Source organism: Mesorhizobium sp. P160187, assembly GCF_057766425.1.
Genome location: NZ_JBYMDX010000003.1, coordinates 992,501 through 995,000 on the forward strand (window position 1 = coordinate 992,501; position 2,500 = coordinate 995,000).

A 2,500-nucleotide genomic window follows, 5' to 3' on the forward strand; every position below is an offset into this window, starting at 1 on the left:
GCCGAGTTCAGTTCCACCTTGGGGTGGAAGACAATGCGGCACTCCATTGCCTATTTGGCTTTCGCCTGCTTCGCGTGATAACGCGCCTCGAGTCGCGAAAAAACCGTCTCGACAGGGATGCCCTTAGCCGGATCCTGCCGGAGCTCGGGCAGGCGCGCCGGAACCTCCTCGCGCAGCCATCTTTCCCGCTCCGCCTCGAAATCCTCGAGCATACGCAGGCCGGCGCGAACAATCTCACTGGCATTGTTGTAGCGGCCTGATTCGAGCTGCTTCCTGATAAAGCTCTAATAGTAGTCGTTCAGAGCGTAGTCGGGCACGGCAACCTCCTGGAAGATTATGCGCCGATCAAGGCCCGGTAGTAGATAGCAATGATTGGAAGCGCATGACCACCCTTCGTTTCCAAGATTTGATAGCGAGAGAATGATTCGTCGCCTGGTTCTGCAGTATCCAAAGCGCCCAGTCACGATCGCGCGGGCGCGTGGCGGTTGCCGCGCTGACAGAGGCGGGAGCCAACCGGCTTCGCGCGGGCAAAGGTGCCGAATACAAAAAGACCTGCGAGCTGCGGGCTTTGAATTGGGTGGGGCCATGATTTGGCTTTCTGTCCCACGGCGTCGGCTTCGCCTGCTTCCGACCCCTGATGCAGGTTAAAATCGCCATCGAGCACGGTCCGAACGCAAAAAGCCCGCGTGAAGCGGGCTGTTTGATGTTGGTTGCGGGGACAGGATTTGAACCTGTGACCTTCAGGTTATGAGCCTGACGAGCTACCGGGCTGCTCCACCCCGCGTCACCTCCAGGGCAAGCTCTTGCTTGCTCCGGACTCTCCAGGGCAAGCTCTTGCCTGCTCCGGATCTGAAGCAAGCGTTTGCTTGCTTATCTGGACGTAAGCCTGGGCCTATGAACAGGATGGCTTACAGATAGGTATATGGCTGACCAAATGAAAGGGCCGCTTGCGCGGCCCGTGATCCCTTGGCGGGCCTTTTCGTAGAGAGAAGATTTCAGTTTCATCCGGTTTGCGGATGAGAGTTCAACGTGCGTTTTGCAGACCTGGCAGCGACCTACTCTCCCGCGTCTTGAGACGAAGTACCATCAGCGCTGGAGCGTTTCACGGCCGAGTTCGGAATGGGATCGGGTGCAGCCGCTCCGCCATAACCACCAGGTCGGCAAAACGCACGTTATATCGAGAAGCTGTTTTTTCGTGCCAAGGCGACGTTTGTGTTTTGCTTACGGGCGTAAGCCCGCAAGCGCGACTGCGCGTCGCCGGTTTTCCGGCGCCCTCGCGGAGCATAGGCCCTGTAAGGGCCGCTCATGCGTGAGCGCTGGTCAGATCATCGTGTTCACGATGAGCATAAGGAATGAGAACGATCAAGCCGATCGAACTATTAGTACCGGTAAGCTTCAAGCGTTGCCGCTCTTCCACACCCGGCCTATCAACGTGGTCGTCTTCCACGGTTCTCAGGGAATACTCGTTTTAAGGTGGGTTTCCCGCTTAGATGCCTTCAGCGGTTATCCCGTCCGGATATAGCTACCCTGCTATGCGGCTGGCGCCACAACAGGTCCACCAGAGATCCGTCCATCCCGGTCCTCTCGTACTAGGGACAGATCCTTTCAATATTCCTACACCCACGGCAGATAGGGACCGAACTGTCTCACGACGTTCTGAACCCAACTCACGTACCGCTTTAAATGGCGAACAGCCATACCCTTGGGACCTGCTCCAGCCCCAGGATGCGATGAGTCGACATCGAGGTGCCAAACAACCCCGTCGATATGGACTCTTGGGGGTCATCAGCCTGTTATCCCCGGCGTACCTTTTATCCGTTGAGCGATGGCCCTTCCACGCGGGACCACCGGATCACTATGACCGACTTTCGTCTCTGCTCGACTTGTCAGTCTCGCAGTCAGGCAGGCTTATGCCATTGCACTCAGCGAACGATTTCCGACCGTTCTGAGCCCACCATCGCGCGCCTCCGTTACTCTTTAGGAGGCGACCGCCCCAGTCAAACTACCCACCATACATTGTCCCGGACCCGGATAACGGGCCGCGGTTAGACATCCATAGTAATAAGGGTGGTATTTCAAGGGTGGCTCCACCTGAGCTGGCGCCCAGGTTTCAAAGCCTACCACCTATCCTACACATGCCACTACGAATGCCAATGTAAAGCTATAGTAAAGGTGCACGGGGTCTTTCCGTCTAACCGCAGGAACCCCGCATCTTCACGGGGAATTCAATTTCACTGAGTCTATGCTGGAGACAGCGGGGAAGTCGTTACGCCATTCGTGCAGGTCGGAACTTACCCGACAAGGAATTTCGCTACCTTAGGACCGTTATAGTTACGGCCGCCGTTTACTGGGGCTTCGATTCAGAGCTTGCACCCCTCCTCTTAACCTTCCAGCACCGGGCAGGCGTCAGACCCTATACGTCGTCTTGCGACTTCGCAGAGCCCTGTGTTTTTGATAAACAGTCGCTACCCCCTGGTCTGTGCCACCCTCCTCTACTTGC

1 protein-coding gene, 1 tRNA gene and 2 rRNA genes (1 of these 4 only partly in view) are annotated in these 2,500 nt (G+C 56.8%); all 4 read right to left on the reverse strand.

What is annotated here, in order from left to right; translation table 11 throughout:
- Nucleotides 1-50: 50 nt before the first annotated feature.
- Nucleotides 51-278 (reverse strand): ribbon-helix-helix domain-containing protein, encoded by a 228-nt coding sequence (locus AC3CCE_RS08110; RefSeq protein WP_352627492.1) that lies wholly within the window; start codon nucleotides 276-278, stop codon nucleotides 51-53.
- Between the two features lie 429 nt (nucleotides 279-707).
- Nucleotides 708-784, reverse strand: a tRNA-Met gene (locus AC3CCE_RS08115).
- Nucleotides 785-1,042: 258 nt separating this feature from the next.
- Nucleotides 1,043-1,157 (reverse strand): 5S ribosomal RNA (gene rrf / locus AC3CCE_RS08120).
- 201 nt (nucleotides 1,158-1,358) lie between these two features.
- Nucleotides 1,359-2,500: ribosomal RNA gene (locus AC3CCE_RS08125) — 23S ribosomal RNA — on the reverse strand (it continues 1,660 nt past the right edge of the window).